The following is a 26,287-nucleotide window of genomic DNA, read 5'->3' as shown; positions in this document are numbered from 1 at the left end:
AGCGCAACCGTTTTCGCCATCTTCCAGGACACCACCTGCCGAACGGGACACAAAGCCTTGCCGCTGACCGACCATTTGACCGACGACGCTGCCGGATCGGTGCCGATCCGCCTGATCCGCAAGTCCGAGCTGGCCGTCTGGCTGGGCCTGCAGCCGCAGTTTGTTCGATCCTGGGTCGAAACGACCGCGTTCCAGGCCGAGCCCGGCTCGATCAGCCTGGTCCCCGGTGCCGACGGCAAGCTGTCGATGGTGCTGGCGACCCTTGGCGAGGACGAGGATCCGTGGGTCGGCGCGGCCCTGGCGGCACGCCTGCCGGTCGGCCTTTACCGCCTGGCCGAGCCGGCCGAGCCCAAGGCCGCCCGCTGGCTGGCCCTGTCGTGGGTCCTGGCCACCTATGTCTTCGGCCGCTACAAGACCAAGCCCGACCGCACCTGGCCGCGCCTGGTATGGCCCGAAGGCTGCGACCGCGCCTTGGTGGAATCCATGGCCGACGCCACCGCCCTGGTGCGCGACCTGATCAACGTCCCGGCCGCCGACATGGGGCCGGCCGACCTGGCGGCGGCGGCGGAATCCCTGGCCTCGCGCTTCGGGGCCGGGGTGCGGGTGATCGTCGGCGACGGGCTGCTGGTCGAGAATTATCCGGCCATCCACGCGGTGGGCAAGGCCGCCGCCCATCCGCGCCAGCCGCGCCTGATCGATCTGGTGTGGGGCGACGACAAGGCGCCGCGCCTGACCCTGGTCGGCAAGGGGGTGTGCTTCGACACCGGCGGCCTGGACCTCAAGGCCGCCGGCAACATGAAGCTGATGAAGAAGGACATGGGCGGCGCCGCCCATGTGCTGGGCCTGGCCTCGATGGTGATGGCGGCGCGCCTGCCGGTGCGGCTGCGCGTCCTGATCCCGGCGGTCGAGAATGCCATCGGCGGCGATGCCATGCGGCCGCTGGACGTGCTTTCCACCCGCAAGGGGCTGACGGTCGAAGTCGGCAACACCGACGCCGAGGGCCGGCTGATCCTGGCCGACGCCTTGGCCGAGGCCTCGCGCGAGAAGCCGGAATTGCTGATCGACATCGCCACCCTGACCGGCGCCGCCCGCACCGCGCTGGGCACCGACATCGCCACGATGTTTTCCAACAACGATCTGCTGGCCGCCGATCTGATGCGGGCCGGCGAGGACGAGCACGACCCCATCTGGCGCCTGCCGCTCCACAAGCCCTATCGCCGCATGCTCGACAGCAAGGTGGCCGACCTGTCCAACGTCTCGGACGGTCCCCATGCCGGGGCCATCACCGCCGCCCTGTTCTTGCAGGAATTCGTAGGCTCGGGCATCCCCTGGGCCCATTTCGACATCATGGCGTGGAACGGGGCCAGCCGGCCGGGACGGCCCGACGGCGGCGAGGCGATGGCCATTCGCGCCATCTTCGCGGTGATCCTGGCCCGCTTTGGAACGATTGTTTAACCAAATTCCCGCATCAATCCTCACGAGGGCCATTGTCGGCGCGGGTTTCCTCGGGTAGAAGTTTCGTCGGCGGAATGAACAGGCAGGGTCATGGGCTTCCAGTTGAAGGCAGTACAGGCGCTTGATCTGTGGCGAGGCGCGATCGTCGAGAGCGTGCGCCGCGACGGCCCCGATCTTTCGGCGCGCCAGATGGCCCTGCTGCTGACCGTTTATCTGACGCCGCCGCCGCACACCGTGCGGGGCCTGGCCATCACCTTGAACGTTTCGAAGCCGGCCATCACCCGCGCGCTCGATCGGCTCTCGGAATTGGGGCTGATCAAGCGTAAGATCGACGAGACGGATCGCCGCTCGGTCTTGGTGCAGCGCACCGTCAAGGGCTCGGTCTATCTGCGCGAGTTCGGCGACATGATCGTCACCGCCGCCGCGACCGCCGGTGACGAAGAAGCCCAGACCTGAGCGCCATAACGGGCGGGCCATCATGACCTTCCGCCAACCGGTCCTGTTCCTGTCGCACGGCTCGCCCTTGGTGTTGATCGAGGACAGCCCGCACCGGACCTTTCTGCAGCAATTGGGGCAAAGCCTGACCCGGCCCGACATCATCGTGTCGGTCACCGCCCATTGGACCACGCCCGAGGTGCGGGTCTCGACCGCCGCCAAGCCGGCGACGCTGCGGGATTTCTTCGGCTTTCCCAAGGAATTGTACGACATCGCCTATTCGGCCCCCGGCCACCCGCCGATGGCCGCCCGCGCCGCCGCCTTGCTGCGCACCGCCGGCCTGACCGTCCAGACCGAGGACCGCCCCCATCTCGATCACGGCACCTGGTGCCCGTTGGCACTGATGTGGCCCGAGGCCGAAATTCCGGTCATCGAGATCTCGGTGCAGCCGGGCCGCGACGCCTATCACCACTTAGCCGTCGGCCGCGCGCTGGCCCCCTTGCGCGACCAGGGTGCGCTGATCATCGGCAGCGGCGGCATCACCCATAATCTCAGCGATTACAGCACCATGCCGCTGGACATGCCGTTCGGCTATGCCGACCTGTTCGCCGAGTGGGTGGGCGAACGCATCAAGGCCGGCGATCTGGCCGCCATGGCCGATTGGGGCAAGGCCCCCTTCGCCGACCGCTGCCACCCGACCGACGAGCATTTCCTGCCGCTTCCGGTGGCAATGGCGGCCGGCGGCGGACGCGGACGGCGGCTGTTCGCCGAATCCGACGGCCCGGTGCTGCGGCTGGATTGCTTCCAGTGGGATTGACCAACTTCTTCGTGGACGGCGGGCGCGAAAAGCGCTAAAGCGCACATACCGCCCTTTCGGGCGGGTGCGACCCTACCGCGGTGAGGAGGCGAACCACCTTGCGGGACCATCTGCTGCAACTGGCCGAGCAGGAGAGCAAACTGCGCCATCGGCTGGCGCTGTCGGGCGAATTGCTCGAAGGCTATCACCCGGAAATCCGGGCCATCCACGAAGCCAACGCCCGCGAGCTTGAACTGGCCATCGACGACGAGGGCTGGCCCACCGCCGACGAGATCGGTGACGACGCCCTGGAAGCCGCCTTCCTGATCGCCTTGAACGCCATGTCGCGGCCGTCCTTTCAGCGCCGCTGCCTGACCCATATGAAGATGGCCGCCAACCGGGGCGAGATTCCGGCCCGCCACGCCGCCATGCTGGAAGACCGCATCCGCGTGCTGGAAGGCCGCCCGCAGATCTATGGCACCCAGCTCGACTGGGACGAGGACGGCCACCTGGCCCCCCTGCCCATCGATGCCGAGGAAAGCGTCGACCAGCGCCGCGCCAAGGTCGGACTGCCGCCGCTGGCCCAGGCTCTGGCCCAGGCCGAGGCCGAGGCCGCCGCCAGCCAGGAACATCCCGCCGCCGAGTGGCTGCATCGCCAGCACGCCCTGGCCGACTTCGCCCACGAGGTGGGGTGGAGATAAATCGCCACATCCAGTACACTAGGTTTCCATGAGCAAGACCCACGCCCCCCGCCCCGTCGTCCTGTGCATCCTGGATGGCTGGGGCCATCGCGACGATCCCACCGACAACGCCATCGCCCTGGCCGATACGCCCACCTGGGACCGCCTGATGGCCACCTGCCCGCGCGCCCTGCTGGCGACGTCGGGGCTGCAGGTCGGCCTGCCCGAAGGCCAGATGGGCAATTCGGAAGTGGGCCACATGAACCTGGGGGCCGGACGGGTGGTGATGCAGGACCTGCCGCGCATCGATGCCGCCATCGCCGACGGCTCGGCGGTGGCCAATCCGGTGTTCCAGGCCGCCGTGGCCGCCGTCAAGGCCAAGGGCGGCGCCTTTCACCTGATGGGGCTGATGAGCCCCGGCGGCGTCCATTCGCACCAGGATCATCTGGCCGGCCTGGCCAAGGCCATCGCTGGCCAGGGCGTCCCGGTCAAGGTGCACGCCTTCCTGGATGGCCGCGACACGCCGCCTTCCTCGGCCAAGGATTTCATGGCCAGGTTCCTGGCCGATATCGCCGGCCACGACGTCTGCGTCGCCACTGTGGCCGGGCGTTACTACGCCATGGACCGCGACAAGCGCTGGGACCGCGTGCAACTGGCCTTCGACACCATGATGCTGGGCCGGGCCCCCAACGCCGCCGACCCGCTGGCGGCGATCCAGGCTTCCTATGATGCCGGCAAGACCGACGAATTCATGCTGCCGGTGACCATCGGCAGCTTTGGCGGCATGAAGGATGGCGACGGCCTGCTGATGGGCAATTTCCGCGCCGACCGCGCCCGCGAGATCCTGCACGCCCTGGTCGATCCTGCTTTCGACGGCTTCGCCCGCGAGCGGCTGGCAAGCTTCGCCGCCCGCCTGGGCCTGACCGAATATTCCAAGGATCTGAACGCGTTCCTGGCCTGCCTGTTCCCGGCCGAGACGCTGACCAACCTGCTGGGCGAGGTGGCGTCCAACGCCGGCCTGACCCAGCTGCGCATCGCCGAGACCGAGAAGTACGCCCACGTCACCTTCTTCTTCAATGGCGGGCGCGAGCAGGTCTATCCCGGCGAGGACCGCATCCTGGTGCCCAGCCCCAAGGTCGCCACCTACGACCTGCAGCCGGAAATGAGCGCGCCCGAGGTCGCCGACCGCATGGCCGAGGCGATCGGATCGGGCAAGTACGACCTGATCGTCGCCAATTTCGCCAATGGCGACATGGTCGGCCATACCGGCATCCTGGCGGCGGCGATGCAGGCGGCCCAGACCGTCGATGCCTGCCTGGCCAAGCTGGAAACGGCCATCAAGGCGGCCGGCGGCACCATGCTGGTCACCGCCGACCACGGCAACGCCGAGCAGATGACCGACCCCTTGACCCACCAGCCCCACACCGCCCACACCACCGGGCCGGTGGACGCGCTGCTGGTCAACCCGCCCCCAGGCGTGGGCGGGCTGAAGGACGGTCGCCTGGCCGACGTGGCGCCGACGCTGCTGGCCCTGCTGGGCCTGCCCCAGCCGGCCGACATGACCGGGACGTCCCTGCTTGGCGGCTAGGCTCGCCCTTGCCATCCTGATCCTGCTGGCGGGCGGGGCAAGCCCCGTGCTTGCCCAGTCCAGCCCCGATCCCATCGCCGCCGACCGCCGCCTGCGCGAGCTGGAAGACCAGTTGCGCAAAAGCCGGACCGAGCATGACGAGATCAAGAAGAAGGCCCGCGAAATCTCGGAAGAGCTGGGCCGCATCCGCTCGGACATGGTCGCCGCCGCCCGCGCCGCCCAGGAAAGCGAGGAATTGCTGTCCGAGCTGGAAAGCCAGCTGGAAGAACTGAAGGTCACCGAGATCGACCGCGCCGGCGCCCTGCAGCGCCGAGCTAGCCAGATGACCGGCGTGCTGACCGCGCTGCAGCGCCTGGCCTGGCGCCCCACCGACGCCCTGATCGCCCAGCCGCAAAGCCCGGCCGACACCGTGCGGTCGGCCATCTTGCTGCGCGCAGCGGTGCCGCAGATCGAACGCTCGGTCCAGGACCTCAAGGGCGAGATCGACATGCTGGGCCGATTGCGGGCCGACATCCACGACCAGAAGGCCCGCATCGGCAACACCGCCATCCGCCTGGACGGCGAGCACAAGCGCCTGAAGAGCCTGTGGGAGAGAAAAAGCGCCATCCAGTTCGTCGCCCTGGCCGAGACCGAGGCGTCGGAAGCGCGCATGCGCAAATTGGCCGGCGAGGCCGAGGATCTGCGCGAATTGCTGATCCGCCTGGAAGAGGAACGCCAGCGCCGTCTGGCCGAGGCCGCCGCCAAGGTCGCCGCCGAAAAGGCCGCGCGCGAGGCCGAGATCGCCGCGCAAAAGGCCGCCCGCGAGGCGGAAATCGCCGCACAGAAGGCCGCCCGCGAGGCCGAGGCCGCCGCCCGGCGCGCCGAAAAGGAACGCCAGGAACGCGAAATGGCCGCAGCGAGGGCCGCCCGCGAGGCGGAGATCCGTGCCCAGGCCGAGGCGCGCGCCGCCGAACTGGCCGCCCACAAGGCGGTGGCCGCCGCCGAAGCCGCCGCCCGCGAGGCCGCCGCCGCCCGCCCGCAGACCATGCCGTCCTTCGGCGCCGCCCAAGGCAAGATGCCGTTTCCGGCGCGCGGTACGGTGGTCGGCCGCTTCGGCCAGCCCAACGAGGTCGGCGTGATTTCCAAGGGCCTGACCATCGGCACCCGCCAGGGCGCCCAGGTCATCGCCCCCCATGACGGCCAAGTCGCTTTTTCCGGTCCGTTCCGCGGCTATGGGCTGCTCTTGATCATCGAACACGGCGAGGGCTATCATACGCTCCTTGCGGGGATGGCCCGAATCGACGCAACCGTCGGCCAGCGTCTGGCTGCGGGTGAGCCCGTCGGCGTCATGGGGCAGGACGAGGCCAGACCCGCTTTATATGTCGAGCTGCGCCGCCAGGGGCAGCCGGTCAACCCGTTGCCTTGGCTCACGGCACAAAAGAATAAGGGTAGCGGATGATTCGCAAAGTGCTTCTGGCCGCCGGCACCACTGCCTGGCTGGCGACGTCGTCCCTGGTCCCGGCCCATGCCGCCGAGCGCAAGGAAACCTATCGGCTGATGGAATTGTTCGCCGAGGTGTTCGAAAAGGTCCGCTCGGACTATGTCGAGCCGGTCAAGGACGAGGATCTGGTCGAGGCGGCCCTGAACGGCATGCTGTCGTCGCTGGACCCGCATTCCAGCTATCTGAACGCCAAGAACGCCCGCGACATGGAAGTCAGCACCAAGGGCGAGTTCGGCGGTCTGGGCATCGAAGTCACCATGGAAAGCGGCTGGGTCAAGGTGGTGTCGCCCATCGACGACACCCCGGCCTATCGGGCCGGCCTGCAGCCGGGCGACTTCATCACCCATCTCGACGGCGAGCCGGTGCAGGGCCTGACCCTGTCGGAAGCGGTCGATCGCATGCGCGGCCTGGTCAATACCGACATCAAGCTGACGGTGCGCCGCGCCTCGGTCGAGCCGTTCGACGTCAAGCTGACCCGCGCCGTCATCAAGATCCAGACGGTGCGGTCCCATGCCGAGGGCAATATCGGCTATGTCCGCATCACCCAATTCTCGCAGACCACCGATGCCGATCTCAGGAAGCACGTCGGCCAGCTGAAGAAGGACATCGGCAAGGGGCTGTCGGGCTTCGTCATCGACCTGCGCAACAATCCGGGCGGCCTGTTGGATCAGGCCATCGCGGTGTCCGACGACTTCCTGGACAAGGGCGAGATCGTCTCGACCCGCTCGCGCCGGGCCGAGGACACACAGCGCTTCAATGCCAAGCAGGGCGACATCGTCGATGGCCTGCCGCTTGTGCTGCTGGTCAATGACGGTTCGGCCTCGGCCTCGGAAATCGTCGCCGGCGCCTTGCAGGATCATCGCCGTGCCCTGGTGCTGGGCACCCGCTCGTTCGGCAAGGGCTCGGTGCAGACGCTGATCCCGTTGCCCGGCCATGGCTCGATGCGCCTGACCACCGCGCGCTATTACACGCCGTCGGGCCGCTCGATCCAGGCGGTCGGCATCGAACCCGACATCAAGGTCCTGCAGTCCAAGGTCGAGCCGATCAACGTGCCCGAACGCGAGCGCCGGTCCGAGGCCAACCTCAGGAACGCCCTGCAGAACCCGGCCAAGAACGGCAAGGAAGCCCCCGATGCCAAACCGGCCGAGGGTGCCGCCAAGCCGGCGCCGCAGCCCGAACCCGAGAAGGAAAAGGAAAAGGGCGGGGCGCCTGCGGTGATCAAGATGGGCGACCCGGCCCAGGATTACCAGTTGGCCCGCGCCCTGGATCTGATCCGCGGCCTGTCGCTCTATCGTCCACAGGGCAACTGATCGCTCCATGGACACCCTGGACGAGGACCAGATCGACCGCTTTATCGCGGCTCGCCCGGTCGGAATCGACGAGGCGCCGCCCAGCCGGCCCATTCGCTGGCGCCGGCTGGTCATGGTCCTTCTCATCCTGGTCCTGGGTGGCGGCTTGGGAACCGTCGGTTACTTCGTCTCGAACATGGATACCAGGGACGTCATCGCCGCCCTGGACGTCGCCGACCGGCCGCAATTGTCGATTCAATTGCCCGGTCGCGACGGCCCCGGCCCTGACGGCAAACCACCCGAACCGGCGCCCAGCGGCCCGACCAATCCCGGCGGCCTTCTGACCCCGCCGGGCGGGATCGCGGCACTTCCGCCCCCCGAGCCGCCCGCAGCGCCCGCCCTCACACCGCCGCCGCCGCCAGTGCCCGCGCCGCCCGTCGCCCCGGTGGTCGAGCTGCCGGCGGTGCCGCCGCCGGTCGTGGCCCCGCCCCCTGCCCCCGTCAACGGCACCAACGGTAAGGCCAACGGCCATGCCGCGCCGCCTGCCCCGCCACCGCCGGTGGTCGCCGCCCCGGCGCCGCCGTTGGCCAGCCTGACCCCTGCCGCGCCGACGCCCCGCCCGGCCGACCAATTGCCGACCTTCGCCTCGTTGCCGGTGCCGGCGGCCAAGCCGGTAGCGCTGCCGCCCGCGCCGGTCGAGACCTTGCTGCGCCAAAGCCCCAACGGGCCGCTGCCGGTGATCGGCCAGGACGGCAAGCAGGCCTGGAAGGTTTATGCGCGGCCGTGGGACGCGGCCTCCGACAAGATCCGCATGGCGGTGATGGTGGTCGGCCTGGGCATGGACAAGGAAGGCACCGACGCCGCCATCACCAAGACCCCGGCCGACATGACCCTGGTGTTCAGCCCCTATGCGTCGGGCCTGGACAAGCTGATCAAGCGCGCCCGCGATGCCGGCCACGAGGTGATGGTGGCCCTGCCGGTCGAGATGTCGGGCTTTCCGGCCCGCGACCCCGGCCCACTGGGTCTGATGGTCACCACGCCGCCGGAAGAAATCATCGCCCGGCTGGAAAAGGTGCTGGCCCGCGCGCCGGGCGCGGTGGGCGTGTGGGCCGCCGACGGCCCGTTCACCCGGTCCAAGCAGATCGGTCTGGTGCTGACCGCCTTGAAGGATCGTGGCCTGCTTTATGTCGGCGACGGCGGCAATGGCGAGCCCAAGCCGCCGATGGCGGCCTTGGCCGGCCAGCTGGATGCCGAGCCATACCGCAACGCCATCGAGGCCCGCCAGATCCAGGCCAGCGAAGCGGCCAAGGAAATGGGCCGGGCGGTAGTGGCCATCAACGCCCGCCCGGTCAGCTTCGACCGCCTGCTCGGCTGGATGGACAAGTTCCCCGACCACAACATCGTCCTGGCTCCGGTCAGCTCGGTGGTCAAACCATAAGAGGACGGCCCCATGAGCAAACCCTTGCCGTTGCACAAGCGCCCCTATCGCCTGGGTGTCGGCCTGGTGCTGTTCAACGCCGAAGGCCTGGTCTTCACCGCCAGGCGCATCGACACCAAGGAACCGGCCTGGCAATTCCCGCAAGGCGGCATCGACGAGGACGAGGAACCGCTGGCGGCGGCGTTGCGCGAGATGAAGGAAGAAATCGGCACCGACAAGGCCGAAGTGATCGCCGAAAGCCGCGACTGGATATCCTATGACCTGCCGCCCGATCTGGCCGACAAGGTGTGGAAGGGTCGCTTTCGCGGCCAGAGGCAGAAATGGTACGCCCTGAAATTCCTGGGCGCGGATTCCGACATCGACATCGACACCGAGCATCCGGAATTTTCCGAATGGCGGTGGATGAAGCTGGCCGAGGTGCCGGCCCTGATCGTGCCGTTCAAGCGCTCGCTTTATGATCAGGTGGTGGCCGAGTTCGCCGGGATCGGAGTTTAACCCACCACCACCCGCTGGCGGCCCAGGCCGGCGACCTCGACCTCCATCACCGCGCCGGGATAAAGGTAACGGCCGGTGGCCAGTCCCACCCCGGCCGGGGTGCCGGTCACGATGACGTCGCCGGCTTCCAGAACCATGAAACGCGACAGATAGGCGACCAGGGCGCGCACCGGAAACACCATGTCGGCGGTGGTGCCGTTCTGCTTGCGCCGACCATCAACGTGGGTCGACAGCGAAAGCGCCTGCGGGTCCGCCACCTCGTCTTTGGTCACCAGCCACGGACCCAAGGGGCAAAAGCCGGGACCGGATTTGCCCTTGATCCATTGGCCGCCGCGCTCGATCTGCCAGTCGCGCGCCGAGACGTCGTTGGCGGTGCAGTAACCGGCGACGTGATCCAGGGCCTGATCCTCGGATACCTGCCAGGCGGCATTGCCGATCACCACCCCCAGTTCGACTTCCCAATCCAGCTTCTCGGTTCCGGGCGGGATCGCCAGGGGATCGTACGGCCCGGCCAGCGAGCTGCGGTGCTTCGAGAACACCACCGGTTCGGCCGGCAGGGCCAGGCCGGTTTCGGCGGCATGGTCACGGTAATTGAGGCCGATGGCGATGATCGATCCGATGCCGTCCAGCGGCACCCCCAGGCGGGGCTCGCCTGGGACCAGGGGCAGGCTGGCCGGATCAAGGGCGGCCAGACGGGACAGCCGGTCGGCGGCCAGCATGTCGGGGGTCAGGTCGGTGCAATGGCCGGACAGGTCGCGCAGATTTCCCTTGGCGTCGATCAGGCCGGGCCGCTCGGCGCCTCGTGCCCCCCACCGCGCCAGCTTCATGCTTCCAGCCTTTTCTTCAGGGCGACCGGCAGATCGCCCTTGGCCAGGAAGTCCGCCATCTCATCGACGGTCATCGGCCGCGCCAGCAGGAAACCCTGGCCGCGACTGCAGCCCGAACGGATGACGAAATCCAGTTGCTCGGCGGTTTCGATCCCGGGCGCCGTGGCTGCCATGTGCAGCCCGCGCGCCAAGGCGACGATGGCCGACACGATCTCGGCATCGTCGCCGACCGAGGCGGCACTGCGGACATAGGCCTGCGCCACCTTGACCGAGCTGGCCCCCAGACCGCGCAGGAAGGCGAACGAGGAATAGCCCGAACCGAATTCATCGATCGACAGCCCGAGATTCAGGGCGGCGATGCGCTGGAACAGGGCCTGGACCTCGGGGCCGCGATCGACCACCTGGGTTTCCGGCACTTCCAGCACCAAGGCCTGCGGCGGCAGCGCCGAATCTTCCAGCGCCAGGGCGACCCCGGCCAGCAACTGGCCCTCGCGCAATTGCCGTCCCGACAGGTTGATATGCAGTTCCATGTCGGGATAGCCGGCCTTGCGCCAGGCCACGGCATGGCCGCAGGCCAGTGTCAGCGCCCATGCGCCGATGTCCAGCACCAGGCCGGTTTCCTCGGCCAGCGGCAGGAACTGGGCGGGAACCAGAGTACCCACTTCCGGGTGACGCCAGCGCAACAGCGCCTCGACCGCCGCCACCCGGCCGCTGGCCAAGTCGAAGATCGGCTGATAGACCAGTTCGAACTCGTCGCGCTCCATGGCGTGGCGCAGCGAGGCTTCCAGGGCCAGGCGCTCGAAGGCCTGGGCGTTGACCTGCAGGGAATGGAACTGGCAACGGTTGCGGCCCATATGCTTGGCCCGGTACATCGCCTCGTCGGCCAGCTTGATCAGGCCTTGCGCGTCGGCGGCATCCGATGGGTAAAGGGCGACGCCGATCGACGAACTGATCTGCGCCCCTTCGCCACCCAGGTCGAACGGCTCGACCAGACGGTGCAGGATCTTGTGGGCGACGATGGCGGCGTCGCGCGGCTCGTCGATGTCTTCCAAGATCACCGTGAACTCGTCGCCGGCCAAGCGCGCCACCGTGTCACCCTGGCGGGTGCAGCCGGTCAACCGCTCGGCCACCTGCTGCAGCAGCATGTCGCCGGCCAGGTGGCCCATGCTGTCGTTGACCTGCTTGAAGCGGTCGAGATCGATGAACAGCAAGGCGACCAGCGCCTGGTTGCGCTGGGCGCGCGCCATCGCCCGGCCCAGGCGTTCCTGGAACAGGGTGCGGTTGGGCAGGCGGGTCAGCGGATCGTGGTTGGCGGCATAGGACAACCGCTCCTCGACCTGCTTTCGGGTGGTGATGTCGCTGATCACCGCGACGTAATTGGTCAACACGCCTTCCGAATCGCGCACGGCGGCGATGTTTTCCCAACTGGCGAACATCTCGCCATCCTTGCGACGATCCCAGATCTCGCCCTGCCAGCGGCCCTGATTGGTCAGGTCGGACCACATCTTCTCGTAGAAGGCCAGGTCGTGACGGCCCGAAGCCAAAATCCGGGGGTTCTTGCCGATCACCTCGGCGGCCTGATAGCCGGTGATGTCGCTGAAGGCGGCGTTGACATGGATGACCAGGCTGTCGGAATCGGTGACGAACAGGCCTTCGCCGGAATTCTCGAACACCGTGGCGGCAAGCCGCATATGGTCTTCCAGGCGCTTCTTCTCGGTGATGTCCTCGATCACCGCGATCGAGAAATCAAGCTGCCCCGAGGTCAGCTTGACCGCCGTCACCGTCAGGCGCACCCAGACGTGGCGGCCATCCTTGGCGACATAGCGCTTGGTGAAGTGATAACGGTCGCGGGTGCCTTCGACCAGTTCGCGGTAAAGCTCGCGGCTGGCGGCGCGGTCGTCGGGATGGGTGATGTCGACCGCCGAAAAGGTGCGCAGCTCGGCCTCGTCATAGCCGAGCATTTCGCAAAAGGCGGGGTTGGCGCTGTTGATCTGGCCGTCCGGCGTGCTGGTCACCACCCCGATGCCGGCACTTTCGAACACCGCACGAAAGCGCGCTTCCGAGGATCTCAGCGCCAATTCGCCGCGAAAGCGCTCCATGGCATAGCCGATCGAGCGGCGAACCAGATCGCCATCGCCCTGGCCCTTGACCAGGTAATCCTGCGCGCCCTGGCGCAGGGCTTCCAGGGCCAGGGCCTCGTTGTCGGTGCCGGTCAGCACCACCACCGGAATCAGCGGGAAGGCGCCGCGCAGCCGGGCCAGGGTGTCCAACCCGAAGGAATCGGGAAGCGACAGGTCCAGCAGGACCACATCGACCGGCCGGGCCGCCAGGGATTCCAGCGCACCGGCCAAGGTCTCGGCCTTGAAGACCAGAAACGGCCGCGACGGATCCTCGATCAGGAAAAGTTCGACAAGGCGGGCATCACCGGGATTGTCTTCGACAACCAGGACCGTCCTCGACGGGGTGCGGTCGCCCATCTTTGGGCTTACCGGGGCGGCAAAGTCACCACCGAGCACCAATATTCCTCGATGGAGCGCACGACGGAAATGAACCGGTCGAGATCCACCGGCTTGGTGATATAGCAATTGGCGTGAAGATCGTAGGAACGCCCAACATCCTGCTCGGCCTGCGAGGTGGTCAGGACCACCACCGGAATCCGGCGCAATTCAGGGTCGGCCTTCATTTCGGCCAGCACCTGGCGGCCGTCCTTGCGGGGCAGATTCAGATCCAGCAGCACCAGATGCGGGCGCGGCGCGTCACCGAACGAGCCCTCGCGGCGCAGATAGGTCATGGCCTCGACACCGTCGACCACCACCTTGAGACGGCTCGCCATCCGCCCCTCCTTCAGGGCTTCCTGGGCCAAGCGGGCGTCGCCGGGATTGTCCTCGACCAGCAGGATCTCGAATGTCTCGGGTGAGTTACGCAGGGTCACGAAGCGGCTCCTGATTTGCCCGATCGGGTGGGCTCGCGGATTCCCACTATAAAACGGAGAGACCAGCTTGCAAACCGCCTTTAATCATTTCGTATGGATAAGCGTCAGACTATTTCACGCCCCTCGTGACAATAGCGCCCCAATCGGGCCAGGTCGGCGATGGTAACCATCTGGCCATCAACGCCAACGCCTTGCCCTTTCAGGTGCGCGAAGGCGCGCGACAGGGTTTCCGGCCGCACGCCGACGCGGGCGGCGATTAGGCCTTTGTTATGGGGCAGGCGCAGGGTGACCGAGCCGCGCCGACGTTGGGTCAGGCCCATCAGGTAAAGGGCCAGACGCTGGCTGGCCGATTTCAGCTTGAGGTCCTTGACCTCTTGGATCAGCAGCCGGAAATGCCGCGACAGCGACGCCAGCATGGCCAAGGCCAGATCGGGATTGGCCCTGAGCCGGGTCAGCAGCGCATCGCGCGGTATTTCCATCAGCCGGCACGGCGCCAGGGCCATGGCGCTCATCAGATAGGGCTTGCCGGTCAGCAGCGCGGCGGCGATGAAGGATTCGCCTGAATCCAGAATCTCCAGCATGGTCTGCTCGCCGCCGCCCTCGACCCCGGCCATCAACGCCACCTGCCCCTCGAGCAGGACATGCAGCACCTTGGCGGCGTCGCCCTGGCGAAACAGCGTGGCGCCGCGCGGAACCCGGGAAACCTGCGACTGACCGGCGATATCGACCAGCGCCTCGGGCGTCAGGCCAGCAAACAACGGCACCCGCGCCATGATCTGCAAATCATCGCCATGGATGCGCCTGGCCTCGCCAGATGGCGTCGTCGAGATTTCCATGGTTAACCCCCGGAAGTCGTGCGTTTCAACCATTGTCGGCACCCCCCGCATCGGGTGGTGTGACGGCGGTCAAGAGGCCTGCCGCTCATTGGGACGAGGCGATGGTGCAAAGGGGGCAATTCGAGGGTGGTGGCCGGGTCCGATATTTTGAGGGGGGATGATCGGACCCGGCCGGTCCCGGCGCGTTCGGCAGAGCGCATAGGATAGAAGGCAATGTGGGGATTTCCCGACTACTTTACTTTGACTTCCGTCAATCGAAGTAAAGAATCCCAGAAGCGCGACAATTCTTGATCATCGTCAAGACGGCGGGGATTGACCTGGGGCCCACTCGGTTTAAATTAGTTCTAACGCATAAACAAGCGAGACGGATATGACCGCCACCGATGCCGAAGGTTACCTTGTCGACCCCGCCGACTGGACCGAGGATTTCGCCCGCTTGGCCGCCCAAGCCGAAGCCATCGAATTGACCGAGGATCATTGGCGGGTGATCGCCTTCATGCGGGCCTGGCTGGAGGAAAAGCAGGTCGCCCCCGACGTCCGCCACGTCATGAAGCACCTGACCGACGCGACCGGCGCCGGCCGCAACCGCCTGTTCGAGCTGTTTCCCTATGGCTATGTCCAGCAGGCCTGCAAGATCGCCGGCATGAAGCGCCCGCGCGCCTGGAGCACCGGGTAAGCGTTCATTGTGCTTGGCTGCGAGTGGATGGTCCGTTAGAACCACCCCACCCATTCGGAGCGCCCCATGACCTACTCGTCCCTTTTGCCGGCCCTCGAGGCGGTGGCCCGCCAGGCCGGTGACGCCATCCTGGCCATCTACGCCCAGGATTTCGCCGTCGAGATGAAAGGGACCAACGACCCGGTCACCGCAGCCGACCGCGAGGCCGAGGCGGTGATCTTGCCGGTATTGCGCACCCTGACCCCGGATATCCCCATCGTCGCCGAGGAAGAGGCCGCGGCCGGCCGCATCCCCACCGTCGGCCGACGCTTCTGGCTGGTCGATCCGCTGGACGGCACCAAGGAATTCGTCAAGAAGAACGGCGAGTTCACCGTCAATATCGGCCTGGTCGAAGATGGCCGCGCAGTGGCCGGGGTGGTGTTCGCCCCGGTGCTGAACCGGCTGTGGTCGGGCGCCGATGGCGCCGCATCGGTGGTCGATAAGGACGGCATCCGCCAGCCGGCACGCTGCCGCCCCTTGCCGGCCAGCGGCGCCGTCGTGCTGGATTCGCGCTCGCACCGGGCTCCGGACCGACTGAACGCCTTCCTGTCCACGCTGGCCCAGCCGGTCATGCACAATGCCGGCTCGTCCCTGAAATTCTGCCTGGTCGCCGAAGGCTCGGCCGACTTCTATCCGCGTTTCGGCCCGACCAGCGAGTGGGATACCGCCGCCGCCCACGCCGTGCTGGCCGCCGCCGGCGGGGAGGTGGTCAATTTCGACGATCAAAGCCCGCTGGTCTATGGCAAGCCGGGCTTCAGGAACGGCGATTTCCTGGCGCGCGCCAAGGGCTGAAGCTGACCTCTCCCCATCGGCGGGCAAAGCGGTTATGGTGACCGCCATGAACCCGGTTCCGCTTCCCGCCCTGATCGAGCCGGCCTGCGCGCTGTCCCTGGCCGAGGCCGGGCGCCTGCTGCGCGAGGGCCGCCTGGTGGCCTTTCCCACCGAGACCGTCTATGGCCTGGGCGCCGACGCCACCTGCGACCGCGCCGTCGCCGCCATCTTCGAGGCCAAGGGACGCCCCAGTTTCAACCCGCTGATCGTCCATGTCGCCGATGCCGCCGAAGCCGAGGCGCTGGTCGAACTTGACGACCGCGCCCGCCTGCTGACGGCCCGCTTCTGGCCCGGGCCGCTGACCCTGGTGCTGCCCCGCCGGGCCGGCTCGCCCGTTTCCCTGCTGGCCAGCGCCGGCCTGGACACCATCGCCGTACGCATGCCCGACCATCCGGTGGCCCTGGATCTGATCCGCGCCGCCGGCCGGCCGCTGGCGGCGCCGTCGGCCAACCGCTCGGGTGCGGTCAGCCCGACGCTGGCCCTGCATGTGGTCGATTCACTGGGGGCTCGGGTGGCGCTGGTGCTGGATGGCGGACCATGCCGGGTCGGCGTCGAATCGACCGTGCTGGACCTGTCGACCGCCACCGCCTGCCTGTTGCGCCCGGGCGGCATCGCCGCCGAGGAGATCGAGGCGGCGCTGGGCTCGCCGCTGGCGCGTGCCGCCATCGACCCCCATGCCCCCAAAAGCCCGGGCATGCTGGAAAGCCATTACGCCCCCGGCCTGCCGGTGCGCCTGAACGCCACGACGGCCGAACAGGACGAAGCGTTGCTGGGCTTCGGCGATATCGTGGGGACCTTGACCCTGTCGGCGGCCGGCGACCTGCAAGAGGCGGCGGCCAACCTGTTCGCCATGCTGCGCCTGCTGGATGGCGGTCCCCATCGGGCCATCGCGGTCGCCCCGATCCCGGAACACGGGCTGGGCCTGGCCATCAACGACCGGCTGCGCCGCGCCGCCGCGCCACGAGGCCAACCATGAGCCTGCTGGATCAATTGGCCGCCATCGTCGGCCCGGGTAACCTGCTGAATACGGCCGCCGACATGGCCCCCTATCTGGTCGAGGAACGGGGCCTTTACCACGGCAGCGCCGTCGCCGTGGCCCGCCCCGGCACCACCGCCGAGGTGGCCGAACTGGTCAAGGCCTGCGTCCAGGACAGCATCGCCATCGTGCCCCAGGGCGGCAATACCGGCCTGTGTGGCGGAGCGGTGCCGTCGGACGGCGCCTTGGTGATCTCGACCGAGCGGCTGAACCGCATTCGCGCCGTCGATCCGGTCGATTTCACCCTGACCGCCGAGGCCGGCTGCGTGCTGGCATCCGTGCAGGACGCCGCCGCCGAGGTCGGCTGCCTGTTCCCGCTGTCGCTGGGCGCCGAGGGCTCGTGCCGGATCGGCGGCAACCTGTCGACCAATGCCGGCGGCGTCGGCGTGCTGCGCTATGGCAACACCCGCGACCTGGTCCTGGGCCTCGAGGTGGTGCTGCCCGACGGCCAGGTGTGGAACGGCTTGCGCGCGCTCAGAAAGGACAATACCGGCTACGACCTCAAGCATCTGTTCGTCGGGGCCGAGGGCACGCTGGGCATCATCACCGCCTGCGTGGTCAAGCTGTTCCCGGCCCCGCGCGAAACCGCCACCGCCCTGGTCGCCCTGCCCGACCCGGCGGCCGCCCTGGCCATCCTGGGCGCCGCCCGGCGCGCCTCGGGCGATGCGGTGACCGCCTGCGAACTGGTGCCCAGGATCGGCCTGGAGATCGGCATCGCCCACGTCCCCGGCGTGCGCGATCCGTTCGACGCCCCCCATCCGTGGGTCCTGCTGGTCGAGCTGTCGTCATCCAGGCCCGGCGGACTGAAGGACGCCCTGGAATCGGTGCTGACCGAGGCCCTGGAGAGCGGCACCGCCCATGACGCGGTGCTGGCCCAATCGGAAGATCAGCGGCGCGCCCTGTGGAAGATCCGCGAGGGCGTGCCCGAGGCCCAGAAGAAGGAAGGCGGGTCCATCAAGCACGACGTGGCGGTCGCCACCAGCCGGGTGCCCGAGATGATCGCCCGCTGCACCCCGGCGGTCGAAGCGGCCCTGCCGGGCGTGCGGGTGGTCGCCTTCGGCCATATCGGCGACGGCAACATCCATTTCAACCTGAGCCAGCCGGTCGGCGCCGACAAGGCGTGGTTCATCGCCCACTGGGAGCGCATGAATCGCATCGTTCACGACATCGTCGCCGACATGGGCGGATCGGTGTCGGCCGAACATGGCATCGGCATGCTGAAGCGGCACGAAATGGCCCGCTACAAGTCGGCGACCGAACTGGAGCTGATGCGCCGGATCAAGAACGCCATTGATCCCGACGGCCGCTTGAATCCCGGCAAAATCCTCCCTTAGTAATCTCATACCGAAGATGAATGCCATCTACGCCTTGACCGGGCCGGTGCGTATCTGCGCTAAATAGGTATTCCGGTACCAATTTAAGCAAATACTAAAGTGAGACCACACAGGAGGCCATCTATGTCCAAAGCTTTTCTGCGTATCGCCACCCTGGCGGTCGGCGCCCTGATCGTCCAGCCGGCCCTGGCCCAGGAGCATGGCACCGCCGACGAAGCGGTCGCGCTGGTCAAGAAGGCCGTCGCGCACTACAAGTCCGCCGGCCGCGAAAAGGCCTGCGCCGCCTTCGCCGATCCCAACGGCGGCTTCCAGGTGAAGGACCTTTACGTGTTTGTCCAGGACACGGCCGGGGTGGTGCAGTGCCACGGCAAGAACCCCGCCTTTGCCGGGAAGGACATGTCCGGGCTCAAGGATTCCGACGGCAAGACATTCATCGCCGAAATGAACCAAGTGGTGAAGGGCAAGGGCTCGGGCTGGGTCGATTACAAATGGACCAACACCCAGACCAAGAAGATCGAACCGAAATCCAGCTATGTCGAAACGGCGGGCGGCGACGCATATGTCGGCGCCGGCATCTACAAGCCCTAAGGTACTCGGTCAGGAGCCGCCCCTCATGCTCGCAAACCGCCTCGCCAACACGCGCATCGCCGTCAAGGTGTTGTTCGCGCCCCTGATCCTGTTCGCCAGCATGCTGGTCCTGGCCGTCATCTTCCAGGTCGGCCTGACCCGCGAAACGGCGGCCCTGACCGAATTGCACGACGTCTCGTTCGCCAACAACCGCTTCGTCTCGAAGATCGAGACGGTCAGCACCCGCGTCCAGTCCAACACCTACCGCCTGTTGGGCTGGACCAATGCCGGCATCGACAAGGCCAAGATCAAGACGCTGGAAGAGCGGATCAGGGCCGACATCGCCATGCTGGGCACCGAGACCCGCGACTTCGCCGCCAAGATGGCCGAAGGCGACGAAGCCACCATGATGAAGGCGGTGGCGATGGCGGTGCAGGAGTACGGCCGCTCGGCGAGCGAGGTGGTCGAGATGGCCGCCATCGACGCCACCACCGGCCTGATCCTGATGACCTCGACCGAACAGACCTTCGACCGCCTGCAAGGCGGCATCCGCCGGCTGGCCGAGGTGACCGACGCCAAGACTGGCGAGGTCTATGCCATGGCGCAAGACACCGCGGCCGCGGCACAGGTCCAATTCTACGGCACCTTCGGCCTCTTCGCGCTGTTGGGCATCGCCGTCGTCATCGTCACCGGCCGACTGATCGCCCGGCCGGTACACGAGATGACCTCGGTGATGGAACGCCTGTCGCGCGGCGACACCTCGGTGGCGGTGCCGTCGCTGGGCCAGACCGACGAAATCGGCGAGATGGCCCAGGCCGTCGCCGTGTTTCGCGACAATATCGAGCGGACCAATCTGCTGGAGCAGGAAAAGCAGGCGGCGGCCACCGCCAGCGCCGCGCGCGCCCAGCGGCGCGAGAAGTTGACCGAAGGCTTCAACGAGGCGATGGAGCACGTCCTGGAGACGGTGATGGAAACCGTGCGCCAGGTCCATACCAACTCGGACGGCCTGCAAAACACCGCCAGCCGGGCCAGCGAACAGGGCGCCGCCGTCGCCCAGGCGGCGGAACAGGCCGCCGCCAACGTCGAGACCGTCGCCGTCGCCGCCGAGCAATTGGGCTCGTCGGTCCAGGAAATCGCCCGGCAGATCACCACCACCGTCGAAGCCACCGCGGAAGCGGTGGAAGGGGCCAAGAACGCCAATGCCACCATGTCCAGCCTGGACGAAAGTGCGAGGCGCATCGGCGAGGTGGTCAGCCTGATCAACACCATCGCCAGCCAGACCAACCTGTTAGCGCTGAATGCCACCATCGAGGCGGCCCGTGCCGGCGAGGCCGGCAAAGGCTTTGCCGTCGTCGCCAACGAGGTGAAAAGCCTGGCCAATCAGACCTCGAAGGCAACGCAGGAGATTTCCGCCCAGATCAGCGCCGTTCAGTCGGCCACCCACGATGCGGTGTCCATCATCCGCGCCGTCGGCGACACCATCGACAAGGTCAGCGGCATCGTCGCCTCGATCGCGTCGGCGGTCGAGGAACAGTCGGCTGCCACCCAGGAAATCGTGCGCAGCGTTCAGCAGGCCTCGGACGGAACCGGCGAAATCACCCGCAACATCGCCGACGTGTCGCGGGCGGCGGGGGAAACCGGCTCGATGGCCCAGACCATGTTCCTCGCCGCCAACGATCTGCTGAGCGAGGCCGAAACCTTGCGGACCGAAGTGGGGGCCTTCCTGACCGGCATGCGACAGTAACGATAGCCCCTTGATTGCCGCGCACCGCAGCGTTACTTAAGTATGTGCGGTTGGGTTGCGGTGGCCGCGGCAATCGGCGGAGAGTGTTCCATGGTGCGCTTGGTCCATCACCAGCTGACCATGGCCATGGTTGCGGCCGTTACCATGGCACTGGCCTATGGCGGCGCCATCGTGGTCTCGGACTATACCGTTCGTCGCGACACCCTGCACAGCCAGATCGAGCAAATCGCCCAGGACCACCAAAAGGCCGCCGAGGATTTCATCGCCGGCTATCGGTTGGTCCTGACCGCCATCGCCGAAACCGATTGCGTCAAGAATCGGGATGGAACGTCCTGCGGGGCCTTGTTCGCACGGCTGAACCAGCGTTTCCCCGCCGCGGTCAACTTCGCCGCCACCGATTCCGTCGGGGCATTCATCGCCAGCGGCAGGCCCTTCTCGGGCAGCAAAGCCCCGAATGTCTCGCAAGCGCCGTTCTTCAACAACTTGGCCGTCAAGGGAAGCCTGTTCGAGGTCATGGACCCGCACACCGGCCCGGTCAGCGGCCAGATGGTGACCGGACTGGCGGTCCCGCTGCGCGACACATCCGGCAAGTTTTCCGGCATACTGGGCCTGTCGCTGGAATTTGCCGAACTTGACGATCGGTGGCGGCTATTGCCCGGGCCGAAGGACATGCCGGCCCTGGTGTTCGATCGCGCCGGCCGCCTGATCCATTCCTACCCGGCCGCTGCGGCCGTTCCGGCATTGCCGCGCGACGCCGGCCCGGCTTTCGTGGAAAGTCTGAGCAGCGGGTCGGGACTTGCCACCCTGGCCGGCCGCCAGTGGCAGTATCACCGCGAAACCATCGCCAGCGCCGGCTGGACGGTGGTGGCGATGCATCCCGCGCCCTACGGCATCCTGGAATATCTGCGCGACACGCCGCTATTGTTCCAATTGTTGCCGCCGGCGGTGGTCCTGGCGATGGTCGGCTTGTGGCTGGCCGCGCGCGAGTTCCGTCATCTGGTCGGCCTTGAGCACGCGGTCGAATCGCGTACCCGGGAACTGAGCGAGGCCAACCTGCGCCTGGCTCGCTCGGCCCAGGAATTAGAGACGCTGACCTGGGTCGCCTCGCATGATCTGCGCGAGCCGTCGCGGGCGGTGGCCACCTATGTTTCGATGCTGGAACGCCGCTATGGCGGGCAGTTGGACGATGACGGCCGCGCCTTCATCGGCTTTGCCCGCGACGGTGCCAAGCGGATGAACGAACTGGTGCTGGCGTTGCTGGATTACATCCGCATTTCACGAATAGACGACCCGCTGGGGCAGATCCGGCCGGAACAGACGATCAATCGCATCGTCGAGGATCTGGCCCCCCTGGTCGAACGGCTTCACGCCGAAATCACCATCGACCACACCTTGCCGGAGCTCAACATCCGCGACGGCCATCTCGACATCTTGTTCAGGCAGATGATCGAGAACGCGCTGCGCCACCACCATCCCGACCGCCGCCCCTCGATCCACATCGGCTGCGACGGAACCGGCCCCGACGCCGAGTTCTGGGTCTGCGACAACGGCAAGGGCATCGCCCCCGAATACCGCGAGAAGGTCTTCACCATGTTTCAGCGTCTGGACCCGCTGTCGGTGCCCGAGGGCACCGGCATCGGCCTGACCTTGTGCAGTCGGGTGATCGATCATTATGGCGGCCGCGTGCACATCTCGGACTCGCCGCAGGGTGGGTGCTGCTTCCGCTTCACCTTGCCGCTGGCGGCACGAAAGCAAACCGTCATATAGCCCCGCCGGATTCGTTCCCGCGCCCCTTCTGATTCCCTTTGGCCGCCGGGCGAAGGCCTGTCTATAATCCGCCGCCATGACGGGGATCACGCGATACATACTGCGGCAGCTCGGGGTGGGGATGATCTTCGTCTCCCTGGCCCTGTCGTGTGTGCTGTGGCTGACCCAGTCGCTACGCTTCATCGAATTGATCGTCACCAAGGGCATTTCGGCGGCGACCTTCCTGAAGTTGACCATGATGCTGATGCCCACCTTCCTGGTGGTGATCCTGCCGATTTCCCTTTTCGCAGTGGCGCTTTTCACCTACAACAAGCTCAATTCCGACCGCGAATTGGTGGTGTTGCGCTCGGCCGGGGTGTCCAATTGGGCTTTGGCACAGCCGACCTTGCTGTTGGCGGCAATGACGACCGCTGTCGGCCTGGCTTTGTCGCTGTGGATCATCCCCGCCTCGGTCCAGCACTTCCGCGAATTGCAATGGTCGATCCGCAACGACATTACCAACGTGTTGCTGCAGGAAGGGGCGTTCAACAAGTTCGGGGACGGCCTGACCGTTTATGTCGGGGCGCGCAGCCCCGATGGCGAGCTTTTGGGGATCTTGGTGCACGACAAGCGTAATCCCGACAAGCCGATGACCATGATGGCCGAACGCGGCGCCCTGGTCTTCACCGCGACCGGCCCACGCGTGCTGATGGTCAATGGCAACAGGCAAAGCCTGCCGCGTGGAACCGGACAATTGTCGGTGCTGCATTTCGATTCCTACACCGTCGATCTGGCCACGGCGACCGGCAAGGGCGGCGACCGCTACCGCGACGCCCGCGAGCGCTCGATCGCCGAATTGCTGACGGTCAACGAGTCCGAGCTGGGCCGGTCCGAGTACCGCCGCGCCAAGGTCGAGCTGCACCAGCGTTTTTCCTCGCCGTTCTACAATCTGGGCTTCGCGGTGATCGCCCTGGCCTGCCTGCTGGGCGCCGGCTTCGACCGCCGCGGCCAGACACCGGCGATCCTGACCGCGGTCGGCTTGATGATCGCCGCCCAGGCCATGGCCTTGGGCGTGGCCAATCTGGCGACCTCGTCTCTGGCCTTCATTCCCTTGCTTTACGTCGCCGCCGCCATTCCCATCGCTGGCGGCCTGTGGTTCATCCAACACCCGACGGGCCGGCCCCGTCGGCGCAGGATCGGCGGTTTCGCCGGTCTTGCCGGTTGATCCGCGAGGCCTTGCCGATGCGCCGTCTTGCCTTGATCGCCGTCCTGACCACGCCGCTGACCGTGACAGCCGTCCCAGCCTTGGCCGTCGGCGCCGGCGAGATCGGCGGCTGGGGCGACGCCTGGGGCGAAGACCAGGCGCCCAACCCGGCACCGCCGTCCCGCCCCCGTGCGACCATCCCGACCGCCCAACCGGCCGCTCCGGTCGCCACCCCGTCGCCAGCCCCGTCGCCAGCCCCGGTTCAACCCGGCGGATGGGGGCAGGCCTGGGGCGAGGAGTCCGGTCCCGCCCCTGCTCCGGCCCGTTCCCGCGCAGCGATTCCGGCAGCCAGACCGGTCGCGCCGACCGCGCCCATGGTGCCGGCCCCGATCGCCGCACCCGCACCGGCCCAGCCTGGCGGCTGGGGCCAGGCCTGGGGGGACGACGCGGTTCCGGAACCGCCACAGCCGCGCCGGGCGACGATGCCGGCGACGGCGCCGACATTTCCGACGGCATCGACACCGGTCGTCGCCGCGCCAAGAATGCCGGCCGCGTCGGCTTCGGACATTCGCGGATGGGGCGACGCCTGGAACGATGACACCCCGGCCGAACCCGGGCAGACCAACCGCCCGGTGATGCGTCCGGCCTCGGCTCAGCCGGCCGCCGCCGAGCCCGAGACCGCCGCCAAGGCGCCGCGGCCAATGCCGCCGGCGACGCAGGACAGCGTCGATGGCGACGAGGCCGAGGAGCCGGTCCGCCTGACCGCCGACCAGATCATCCATGACCGCGAATTGGGCATCGTCACCGCCAAGGGCCGGGTCGAGGTGGGGCAGACCGGCCGGACCCTGATCGCCGATACCTTAAGCTACAACCTGAAGCACGACGTGATGACGGCGTCCGGCAACGTCACCCTGGTCGAACCGACCGGCGACACCATGTTCGCCGAATATTTCGAGATGACCGGGGACCTGAAGGATGGCGTCGGCAAGGAATTGCGCGTGCTGTTGTCCGATCGCTCGCGCATGGCGGCGGCCAGCGGCATCCGCTCGGGCGGCAACCGCACCGACTTCGACAAGGCGGTCTACACCGCCTGCGAGCCGTGCCGGAACAAGCCCGACCGCCGCCCGCTGTGGGAAGCCAAGGCGGTCCGCATCACCCACGACCAGGAAGCCCAGGTCATCGAATATCGTGACGCCTGGCTGGAATTGGCCGGCATCCCGGTCGCCTACACCCCCTATCTGTCGCACCCGGATCCGACGGTGAAGCGCAAAAGCGGCCTGCTGGCTCCGACCATGGGCTTGTCATCAACCCTGGGCGCCAACATCACCGTCCCCTATTTCTGGGCGGTCGCCGACAATCAGGACGTCACGTTCTCGCCGCGTTTCCTGTTCCCCAGTGCGACGGCGACCAGGGTCAACACGCCCGCGACGCTGGACGACGCCCAAGACAGCCTGCTGCAGCGCGTCGTGCTGGCCGCCAACCACCGCTGGACCGGCTATTCCGGCGAAACCAAGACCTCCGGGTCGTTCACCCAGGATCGCCACACCGCCGAGACCCGAGGCCATATCGAGGCCGAAGGCCGGTTCGACCTCGACAACACATGGAGGGCCGGTTATCAGCTGCAGCGGACGTCGGACGGCACCTACAACAACCTTTACGGCTACCCGATCAACAGCAACCGTCCGTGGCTGACTACTCGCCCCTATCTGGAAGGTTTGGGGCGCCGCAACTACGCCATGGTCGAGGCGATGGCGTTCCAGGGGCTGCGCCCAACCGACGACGACGACACTTCGCCGATGGTCCTGCCCCACGCGGTGTTCAGCCACCAGTCGCACCCCAATTCGCGAGGCGCCTATTGGACTGTCGATAGCGACATGCTGGCCTACAACAGGCTGGATGGCGTTTCCGCCCGGCGCCTGTCGTCCAATGTCGCCTGGAACCGCCCGTTCCGGGGCAAGCAAGGCGACCTGACCGACGTGTCGGTGTCGCTACGAGGCGACGGCTATCATTCCGACCATCTGAACGAGAACCGGGGCTCGGCGACCGCGGGGCGTGTCGTCCCGCAGGTGGCGGCGAACTGGCGCTACCCCTTTGTCCGCGACAGCGCCACGATGCCGCAGATCATCGAACCGATGGTGATGGTCGCGGCCAGCCCCAACGGCAACAATCCGCGCTCGATTCCCAACGAGGATTCGCTGGACAGCGAGTTGGACGACGTCAACATCCTGCGTGCCAACCGCAAGACCGGGCTGGACCGGGTCGAGGGCGGTCTGCGCGGCGGCTACGGGCTGCGCTGGAGCGCCCATCCGCGCCGGCTGGGCTATGTCGCCGCCCAGGTCGCGCAAGGCTGGCGGGCGCACGCCGACTCGACCTACTCGGAGCGGTCCGGTTTCGGCGACAACCTTTCCGACTATGTCGCCCGCTTCGATTATGCGCCGACCGGCAACATCTCATTCCTCAATCGCGTTCGGTTGGACAAGGACACCGCCGAGGTGCGCCGCAACGAAACGCGGTTCAGCATCGGCAGCCCGATTTTGCGGGCCGATGTCAGCTACTACCGCTTCGACACTTCCGAAAGCGAGAACCTGATATTCCCGTCCAGACAGGTGGTGTCCTACACCCTGAGCTCGCAAATGACCCGGCATTGGGCGGCGCAGGCCAGCTCGGCCTCGAACCTGTCCGACAATGGCGGCCCGCTCGGATGGACGACCAGGTTGATCTATTCAGACGAGTGCTTCGCCTTCGTCACCAATTTCCGCCGATCCTACATTCATGACCGCGACATCCTGGCCGGCTATGAATTGACCTTCAACGTCGTCTTCAGGACTTTGGGCGACGTGCCGTTCAACGTATTTTGAT

22 protein-coding genes are annotated in these 26,287 nt (G+C 67.2%); 18 read left to right on the top strand and 4 right to left on the bottom strand.

Annotation, left to right across the window (positions count from 1 at the left end):
* The first annotated feature begins 63 nt into the window (after positions 1–63).
* The 9 genes from A6A05_RS02985 (at position 64) to A6A05_RS02945 (ending at position 9,656) form a co-directional block, all read left to right on the top strand.
* Positions 64–1,455 carry a leucyl aminopeptidase family protein gene (locus A6A05_RS02985; protein ID WP_068497368.1) on the top strand — a complete coding sequence of 464 codons (1,392 nt, stop codon included), beginning with the start codon at positions 64–66 and terminating at the stop codon, positions 1,453–1,455.
* 90 nt (positions 1,456–1,545) lie between these two features.
* Complete coding sequence (locus tag A6A05_RS02980) at positions 1,546–1,911, top strand: MarR family transcriptional regulator (RefSeq protein WP_068497325.1); 366 nt, start codon at positions 1,546–1,548, stop codon at positions 1,909–1,911.
* A gap of 22 nt (positions 1,912–1,933) precedes the next feature.
* Entirely contained in the window at positions 1,934–2,707 is a 774-nt protein-coding gene (locus A6A05_RS02975) for a DODA-type extradiol aromatic ring-opening family dioxygenase (protein ID WP_068497322.1), read from the top strand.
* 98 nt (positions 2,708–2,805) lie between these two features.
* Positions 2,806–3,387, top strand: coding sequence for a DUF6624 domain-containing protein (locus A6A05_RS02970; protein ID WP_068497320.1), 582 nt, complete (start codon positions 2,806–2,808; stop codon positions 3,385–3,387).
* A 28-nt stretch (positions 3,388–3,415) separates the two neighbouring features.
* Positions 3,416–4,954 carry a 2,3-bisphosphoglycerate-independent phosphoglycerate mutase gene (gene gpmI / locus A6A05_RS02965; RefSeq protein WP_068497319.1) on the top strand — a complete coding sequence of 513 codons (1,539 nt, stop codon included), beginning with the start codon at positions 3,416–3,418 and terminating at the stop codon, positions 4,952–4,954.
* Positions 4,944–6,392, top strand: a complete 1,449-nt coding sequence (locus A6A05_RS02960) for a murein hydrolase activator EnvC family protein (RefSeq protein WP_245644170.1) — start codon at positions 4,944–4,946, stop codon at positions 6,390–6,392. Before gpmI ends, A6A05_RS02960 begins: the two co-directional genes overlap by 11 nt.
* Positions 6,389–7,744 (top strand): S41 family peptidase, encoded by a 1,356-nt coding sequence (locus A6A05_RS02955; protein WP_068497317.1) that lies wholly within the window; start codon positions 6,389–6,391, stop codon positions 7,742–7,744. Before A6A05_RS02960 ends, A6A05_RS02955 begins: the two co-directional genes overlap by 4 nt.
* Before the next feature lie 7 nt (positions 7,745–7,751).
* Positions 7,752–9,161, top strand: coding sequence for a divergent polysaccharide deacetylase family protein (locus A6A05_RS02950; protein WP_068497315.1), 1,410 nt, complete (start codon positions 7,752–7,754; stop codon positions 9,159–9,161).
* Positions 9,162–9,173: 12 nt separating this feature from the next.
* On the top strand, positions 9,174–9,656 hold the full coding sequence (locus tag A6A05_RS02945) for an RNA pyrophosphohydrolase (protein WP_068497314.1): 483 nt from the start codon (positions 9,174–9,176) through the stop codon (positions 9,654–9,656).
* On the opposite strand, the gene A6A05_RS02940 is transcribed toward A6A05_RS02945, so the two are convergent.
* The 4 genes from A6A05_RS02940 to A6A05_RS02925 form a co-directional block, all read right to left on the bottom strand.
* Complete coding sequence (locus A6A05_RS02940; RefSeq protein ID WP_068497312.1) at positions 9,653–10,483, bottom strand: fumarylacetoacetate hydrolase family protein; 831 nt, start codon at positions 10,481–10,483, stop codon at positions 9,653–9,655. The two genes, A6A05_RS02945 and A6A05_RS02940, sit on opposite strands and share 4 nt — an antisense overlap.
* Positions 10,480–12,960, bottom strand: a complete 2,481-nt coding sequence (locus tag A6A05_RS22055; protein ID WP_068497311.1) for an EAL domain-containing protein — start codon at positions 12,958–12,960, stop codon at positions 10,480–10,482. Before A6A05_RS22055 ends, A6A05_RS02940 begins: the two co-directional genes overlap by 4 nt.
* 8 nt (positions 12,961–12,968) lie before the next feature.
* Entirely contained in the window at positions 12,969–13,415 is a 447-nt protein-coding gene (locus A6A05_RS02930; protein WP_068497308.1) for a response regulator, read from the bottom strand.
* 104 nt (positions 13,416–13,519) lie between these two features.
* Positions 13,520–14,251, bottom strand: a complete 732-nt coding sequence (locus tag A6A05_RS02925) for a cyclic nucleotide-binding domain-containing protein (RefSeq protein ID WP_068497306.1) — start codon at positions 14,249–14,251, stop codon at positions 13,520–13,522.
* A gap of 370 nt (positions 14,252–14,621) precedes the next feature.
* On the opposite strand from A6A05_RS02925, the gene A6A05_RS02920 reads away from it, so the two are divergent.
* From A6A05_RS02920 to A6A05_RS02875, 9 genes are all read left to right on the top strand, one after another.
* Positions 14,622–14,927, top strand: coding sequence for a TusE/DsrC/DsvC family sulfur relay protein (locus tag A6A05_RS02920; protein WP_068497305.1), 306 nt, complete (start codon positions 14,622–14,624; stop codon positions 14,925–14,927).
* Between the two features lie 66 nt (positions 14,928–14,993).
* Positions 14,994–15,758: a 3'(2'),5'-bisphosphate nucleotidase CysQ gene (gene cysQ / locus A6A05_RS02915; RefSeq protein ID WP_068497303.1), complete on the top strand. Its 765-nt coding sequence runs from the start codon at positions 14,994–14,996 to the stop codon at positions 15,756–15,758.
* A 46-nt stretch (positions 15,759–15,804) separates the two neighbouring features.
* Positions 15,805–16,773, top strand: coding sequence for an L-threonylcarbamoyladenylate synthase (locus tag A6A05_RS02910; protein ID WP_068497365.1), 969 nt, complete (start codon positions 15,805–15,807; stop codon positions 16,771–16,773).
* The gene (locus tag A6A05_RS02905; RefSeq protein ID WP_068497301.1) at positions 16,770–18,167 is read left to right on the top strand and encodes an FAD-binding oxidoreductase; all 1,398 of its coding nucleotides are present in this window, start codon (positions 16,770–16,772) and stop codon (positions 18,165–18,167) included. Before A6A05_RS02910 ends, A6A05_RS02905 begins: the two co-directional genes overlap by 4 nt.
* 123 nt (positions 18,168–18,290) lie before the next feature.
* Positions 18,291–18,755: a cache domain-containing protein gene (locus A6A05_RS02900; RefSeq protein ID WP_068497299.1), complete on the top strand. Its 465-nt coding sequence runs from the start codon at positions 18,291–18,293 to the stop codon at positions 18,753–18,755.
* A gap of 25 nt (positions 18,756–18,780) precedes the next feature.
* Positions 18,781–20,478: a methyl-accepting chemotaxis protein gene (locus A6A05_RS02895; RefSeq protein ID WP_068497297.1), complete on the top strand. Its 1,698-nt coding sequence runs from the start codon at positions 18,781–18,783 to the stop codon at positions 20,476–20,478.
* Between the two features lie 90 nt (positions 20,479–20,568).
* The gene (locus A6A05_RS02890) at positions 20,569–22,245 is read left to right on the top strand and encodes a sensor histidine kinase (RefSeq protein WP_068497295.1); all 1,677 of its coding nucleotides are present in this window, start codon (positions 20,569–20,571) and stop codon (positions 22,243–22,245) included.
* 76 nt (positions 22,246–22,321) lie between these two features.
* On the top strand, positions 22,322–23,449 hold the full coding sequence (gene lptF / locus A6A05_RS02885) for an LPS export ABC transporter permease LptF (protein WP_068497293.1): 1,128 nt from the start codon (positions 22,322–22,324) through the stop codon (positions 23,447–23,449).
* A gap of 17 nt (positions 23,450–23,466) precedes the next feature.
* Complete coding sequence (locus A6A05_RS02875; protein ID WP_156520862.1) at positions 23,467–26,286, top strand: LPS assembly protein LptD; 2,820 nt, start codon at positions 23,467–23,469, stop codon at positions 26,284–26,286.
* Position 26,287 lies beyond the last annotated feature (1 nt).

This window comes from Magnetospirillum moscoviense, assembly GCF_001650635.1.
GTDB lineage: Bacteria > Pseudomonadota > Alphaproteobacteria > Rhodospirillales > Magnetospirillaceae > Magnetospirillum > Magnetospirillum moscoviense.
Note: the sequence above shows the minus strand (reverse complement) of the source record. Positions and strands in the feature narration are given on the sequence as shown.